We start from the raw sequence: 5,254 nt of genomic DNA, 5'->3' as shown, positions 1-5,254 counted from the left end.
GTGCAACTGTACGCGCACGCGTGAGGGGTTTTAATGCGTGAAATGTTTCGCGGGTGAAAGGGGTGGGCTAGGGGATTGGGTAAGACTTGCTGATGGTCAGTTTTTGTAGGGTGGGTAAAAGGGGTTTATTTACCCACCGTGCGAAGCACTAAACCATCAACAGACAAAGTGAATGGTGGTAGTTGGTCAGTCATTGATTATTTCTCCATCAATTGTTTGCCCTGCTGGGTATAGTTCATAGCTACGCCCTTTTTTAATGCGGTAAATATCACCCAACTCGTGAGCGAAATATAGTACATAACGAATGGTTTCTTGATCATAATTCTGAAAATATGGGTAAACCGAGCTTTGAATAATTCCAGGCTGTTGTTGTATGAGTGGTTTTACTTGGCTAATGATCTCATTATAAAGTGGGTCTTCTTGAGCAAACATTGTCATAAGCTTTGTAAATTCAGCACGCTGCCCATCAGTCACATCTTTAGCAACCATGCCATAAGCAATTTTTTGCAACTGCAATCTTGCCCAGTCGTAGTCTTTGCGAATCCATGCAGCTTCAATAGCTAAGCAATGCTCATACCAAGGGTCATTGATTGTATTTAATTGGGGTTCTGCTACATTTAGGCTAGATAAATATGGCTTATTTTCTGGTAATTTTGTGATTGGCTTAGTTTTATTTTCTAGTTGATAGGCTTGATAGCCACGATAAAGAATTTTACCTAGCCATAGCAGAACGGCCCCTACTGCCACGATAGCTGCTATGGCAATTACTAGTAAAGCCCCTAGACTATCATCATCTTTTTTACTCATCGCTTGCCTTAGTCAAGGTCGGTTAAATCAGCTTAAGATCAAGCGCATTGCATACTTTTCTAGCAATGGAAAGCCTTGGACTTTCGCCACTTAGTATTTTAGTAATAGCCCCTTGTGGTAACTCAAACTTAGCCTCTGCGGCATGACTAGATAAATTAAGAATCGTCAAGCGTTTATCTACGGCTTTCAAGAATGCAATATCTTCCGCCTCAAGCTCCGCAATGTTAATGGTTTTCTGCATGGTTTTTGTACCATGAATGACATATTGCACATCAATATTAAGTTCAGGTCGTTTAGCTGTTAGTGCTAGCAGCTCAGTTTCAGGAAAGCTACTACGCTTTTTCCTACCCATCCATGCATGCTTACTTAACCCAAGTAATGCTGCGACCTCTTGGTCTTCTGATACTTTTAATACCTGTTTTAGCCGCAATGCAGCCTCTTCAAAATAATTCATAAATAATCCTTGACATGAGAATATAAAACAATTAAATTGTCACTTAACAACTAAGTTGTTATATTAACAGGTCAAACAAAGGAGCCACGCATGACCCCTCAACAAATAAAAGACGACTTCGCCGCCAAAGGCATTCCAGTTTCTGACTGGGCAAAAAAAAATGGTTTTAACCCAAGCGACGTTTATCGCGTACTCAACGGCTTATCGCGTGGTGCTTATGGCACACCACATAGAATTAAAGTCGCACTTGGTTTAAAACCTAACCCTAATCAATAGTAATTTTAACCTATTTTAAGGATTACATCATGAGAACAACTAATATTGATATGAACCACTCAGTTGGGTTTGCTAATTACAAATTAAGCATAGCTCCTAAAGTAGATGCTATGGGTATGACCGCAGACCAAGTAAGAGAAAATTTAGCTAAACAAGGCAAAACATTACGCCAACATTGTGAAGAAATAAACATTAACTATAGAACTGCACAATCTGTTTTAAATGGTATTGGCCGTGGTAAGTATGGCGAATCTCATCGTGCAGCAGTAGCCCTTGGTTTGAAAGAGGCGGCTTAATCATGGCGCAAACACTTGAGGAGGCAAGAGACGGTGTGTGTAGGGTTCTATCAGAAATAGCATCAAGGCCTGAACTTTCTGAAGCAAGCATTGGTTTGGCAGGTGCGGGTTTGATTTCAACGGTTGCTAAATATTGGGATGAGTTGCCACCTGCTTATTTGCGAGAAATGTTGCCATCACTGGCTATATTGTCCCGCGAGCTTGTTGTGGTTGGTATGGCTACAAATGAGCTAATGGGGAGAATAAAAGATGGCGAATGAAATTGAAATTTTTGAAGGGGATGATTCTCAAAAACTGCCGATGGTCGGCAGTAACATAACTTTAGGAATGCTTGTAGGCCGCATTCAGGCTGGACGCGCGCTTTCAAAAATTGCCGACATCGTCAGTTTTACGCAGCTAGCTTATATAAAAGAAAACAAAATTTATCGTGAATTAAAAGGTTATGTGATGCCTAGCGGTGAAGTGCTTAACGGCACCTGGGAAGATGCTTGCAAGCTCATTGGTGTTTCACGGAGCTATGCAGATGAGATGTTACTTAATCATGAAGCTTTAAGCGAAGAGGTAACAACTACCCTAGAAAATACTGGTTTTACTGTCAGGCAAATTAGCACATTACGCAAACTTCCTGATGACGAAAAAACAGCCCTAATTGAAGCCGCAAAGTCAGGTGACAAAGACCAGCTGATTGATTTGGTTGATGGGCTTGTAGCTAAGTACCAAAAAGAAAAATCTACCTTAGAAGCCAAAACCAAGCTGCTTGAGCATGATATGGAAGAGGAGCATAAGCGCCGTGACCGTATTGAAAAGGTGCTGAATGACACCGAGGAGAGGCTAGAGACTAGTGAGTTGACTTTAAAAAGGGCTACCCGTGGTGAAGGCTTGGCATTGGTCACGCGCAATATTCGCTCTGAGAGTATGGCAAATGCTTCACTCGTTGGCTATGCCTGCGATGAAATAGCACGCCAGTGGGCATTAGTTGATAGTGAAGTTGCACTAAATGAGGCTGATAAAAATGCGCGCGAGCGTGCGGTGTTAATGGCAGTAAGTGCCACGCTAGAAGCGGTGACTATGCTTTATGAATCTATTAGTAGCCAAACTAAGATTGATATGCCGCTATTGCCCGATGTATTTGACGAGTTAACGCAAGAAGAAAGGCAAGCTACTATTTATAGCTTTGAGCGTGTTAAAGCGCAGCTTGAGCTACGAGTAGCAACACGTAAAAGTGAAGCTTATGGTGACCATGTAGCCGATGGCGGTGATAGAAAACGCGGTAGACCAGCGGGCGGTAAAAATAAGGGGTAATGATGATGAAGCTACTCTCAAATAATAAGTTAATGGCTCACCGCGTACTTTGGGATTTGGTGCCAGCAGATGCGCAGCATATAGCCTTGATGAAGCAAACAGCGGCTTTGGCAATACGCCTATGTGAGCATAATGGCATGACGGAGTTGCAAGCCATAGCATGGGTCATTGATTTAAAGCATTTGAGTCAGCGTGAGTTTAAAAATACATCTGTTGGTTATTTTGATAATGGCGACACGCTGCAGCTATGGGAGTTTAAGGCAATTGTTGCTTTAAATTTGCAAGATGATTTTATAACTAAACGCTACTTGCAACAGTGGAAGGCCGCTGAAGAGCCATGGTTATTTGATGAGCGTTGGAACTATCCACTGCATTTGGTAGATTCTGCAGTAATGGCTGGGTTTGGGAGAACAATATGCTTGAACCCGTAAAACAATTGATTACACGTGGCAATTTGCAGTTAGTCAATAGCGATAGATTAGCAACGAGGCAAGAACTAATGAAGCATGCAGCACATGGCGATATAGCTAGATTGCCTAAGAAATATATTGATGTGATTGATGCTAAAGAGCGGATTTGTAAATTTTTAATTGAAAAAAATAATGCAGGTATCGCTTTAAATAATGCATATGAAAACCTTAAAGTTAATGTTTTAGGGCAAGTAATAAACCCTATTTATGCCAAATTAAAAGAAGATTTACTAATGCTTTCTGTAGGTGCTAAAGAGATGCACTCACGCTCACAAATTTTTGCTTGGATTGATAAGTATAAAAAGCATGGCCGCCAAGGATTAGCTAGTAAGCATTGGTTCAGAGTACATAAAACACAAGGCTGGGAAGGCTTAGCACTGCAAATTTACAATATACCAGGGCAACCCAATGCCGCCACTGTAGCGCGTGATTTAAAACGTAAACATGGCATTGAAGTGAGTATAGGCCAAGTGCGAAATTATTTAAATAAACTACCTACCCACTTGGCTGTAAATAGCCCAGAACGCATAGGTAAACACTTGTTTAGCCAACGTGAAGCACCCTATGTAAAACGCCATGCCAATGATGTATTAGTTGGTGAAATTATCATGGCTGATGGTTACCGCTTTGATACTTATATTGCCGACCCAATGACAGGCGATATTTGGCGGCCTGAGTTTATGCATGCGATTGATATTAAAACAGGCTATCTATTTGGCTATGCTGTGATGGCAAACGAAGGTAGCTACGATGTAATGATGGGTTGGGCAAGCATGATTGAGAAACATAATCATGTACCCCCACTGAATTATGTTGACCGTGGATCAGGTTACACCAACAAGTTAGCAAATGATGATGTATCAGGCTATCTCATTAGGGCTGGTGTGCAAGCAGTGATTAAATCTTTACCAAAAAATGCTAAGGGTAAAGGGCAAATTGAGCGCTATCACAAGGTAGTACGCGATGATTTTTGCAAAACATGGATGCCGCACTTTTATTGTGGGCCAGATATGTCAGCCGATTGGCTAAATGAGACTACACGTTTAGTCAAAGCTGGCAAGCTTCAACTGCCAAGTTTAGCAGAGTTAGTTGCAGCCTATGATGCGTGGCTGCGTGATGATTACCACCAACGGCCTGCAGCAAATGATAAGTCAATCACACGTGCTCAAGCTTGGGGAACATTAAAGCCAATACCGCCCTATGCAACTGCCATTGAGATTGCGCGGCCATCTAAACAGCGCATAGTGCAACGCGCAATTATTCAAATTGAGAGCAGGAAATATATGCACCCAGATTTGATTGCATTTAATGGTAAATCTGTATTGGTTGAGCTAGATATTTTTAATCATCAATTAGTCACTATACGTAGTTTAGATGGTTTTTTAATATGCGATGCGCCTCTAATAAAAACAGTTGGTATTGTCAGTGATTCATTCTTACAAGATAAGCGCAACAAAGCTGAATTAGCTGCAATTAACCGTAAAGAAAAACAGATTGCTGAGATTAAAGCGAGAAATGGCATTGTGATTGATGCCGAAGCAGTTGCCGATAATGCCTTAAGTTTTGATGGTGAGTTTACGCAGATTGATGATGACCAGCCTTTGATATTAGATTTAACCGAGTAATTTTTTAAGTAATTTTTTAAACAT

The 5,254-nt window shown here is 41.2% G+C and carries 8 protein-coding genes; 6 read left to right on the top strand and 2 right to left on the bottom strand.

Going from position 1 to position 5,254, the window contains the following annotated elements:
- Positions 1 to 186: 186 nt before the first annotated feature.
- Together HOO90_RS08205 and HOO90_RS08200 are read right to left on the bottom strand one after the other, a co-directional pair.
- Positions 187 to 807, bottom strand: a complete 621-nt coding sequence (locus tag HOO90_RS08205) for a hypothetical protein (protein ID WP_292841946.1) — start codon at positions 805 to 807, stop codon at positions 187 to 189.
- A gap of 22 nt (positions 808 to 829) precedes the next feature.
- Positions 830 to 1,261 (bottom strand): helix-turn-helix domain-containing protein, encoded by a 432-nt coding sequence (locus HOO90_RS08200; protein WP_292841944.1) that lies wholly within the window; start codon positions 1,259 to 1,261, stop codon positions 830 to 832.
- A 90-nt stretch (positions 1,262 to 1,351) separates the two neighbouring features.
- Here HOO90_RS08200 and HOO90_RS08195 point away from each other — a divergent pair, with 90 nt between their 5' ends.
- The 6 genes from HOO90_RS08195 to HOO90_RS08170 are packed head-to-tail and all read left to right on the top strand — an operon-like array spanning position 1,352 to position 5,230.
- Entirely contained in the window at positions 1,352 to 1,537 is a 186-nt protein-coding gene (locus tag HOO90_RS08195) for a DNA-binding protein (protein ID WP_292841942.1), read from the top strand.
- Between the two features lie 29 nt (positions 1,538 to 1,566).
- The gene (locus tag HOO90_RS08190) at positions 1,567 to 1,833 is read left to right on the top strand and encodes a hypothetical protein (RefSeq protein ID WP_292841941.1); all 267 of its coding nucleotides are present in this window, start codon (positions 1,567 to 1,569) and stop codon (positions 1,831 to 1,833) included.
- A 2-nt stretch (positions 1,834 to 1,835) separates the two neighbouring features.
- Positions 1,836 to 2,093 carry a hypothetical protein gene (locus tag HOO90_RS08185; protein ID WP_292841940.1) on the top strand — a complete coding sequence of 86 codons (258 nt, stop codon included), beginning with the start codon at positions 1,836 to 1,838 and terminating at the stop codon, positions 2,091 to 2,093.
- Positions 2,083 to 3,135, top strand: coding sequence for a hypothetical protein (locus tag HOO90_RS08180; protein WP_292841938.1), 1,053 nt, complete (start codon positions 2,083 to 2,085; stop codon positions 3,133 to 3,135). The genes HOO90_RS08185 and HOO90_RS08180 overlap by 11 nt, the downstream gene beginning before the upstream one ends.
- A gap of 5 nt (positions 3,136 to 3,140) precedes the next feature.
- Positions 3,141 to 3,566 (top strand): hypothetical protein, encoded by a 426-nt coding sequence (locus HOO90_RS08175; RefSeq protein WP_292841936.1) that lies wholly within the window; start codon positions 3,141 to 3,143, stop codon positions 3,564 to 3,566.
- Positions 3,551 to 5,230, top strand: a complete 1,680-nt coding sequence (locus tag HOO90_RS08170) for a Mu transposase C-terminal domain-containing protein (RefSeq protein ID WP_292841934.1) — start codon at positions 3,551 to 3,553, stop codon at positions 5,228 to 5,230. Before HOO90_RS08175 ends, HOO90_RS08170 begins: the two co-directional genes overlap by 16 nt.
- Positions 5,231 to 5,254 lie beyond the last annotated feature (24 nt).

The organism is Methylotenera sp. (assembly GCF_013141425.1).
GTDB lineage: Bacteria > Pseudomonadota > Gammaproteobacteria > Burkholderiales > Methylophilaceae > Methylotenera.
This window is presented reverse-complemented; position numbering and strand designations above follow the sequence as displayed.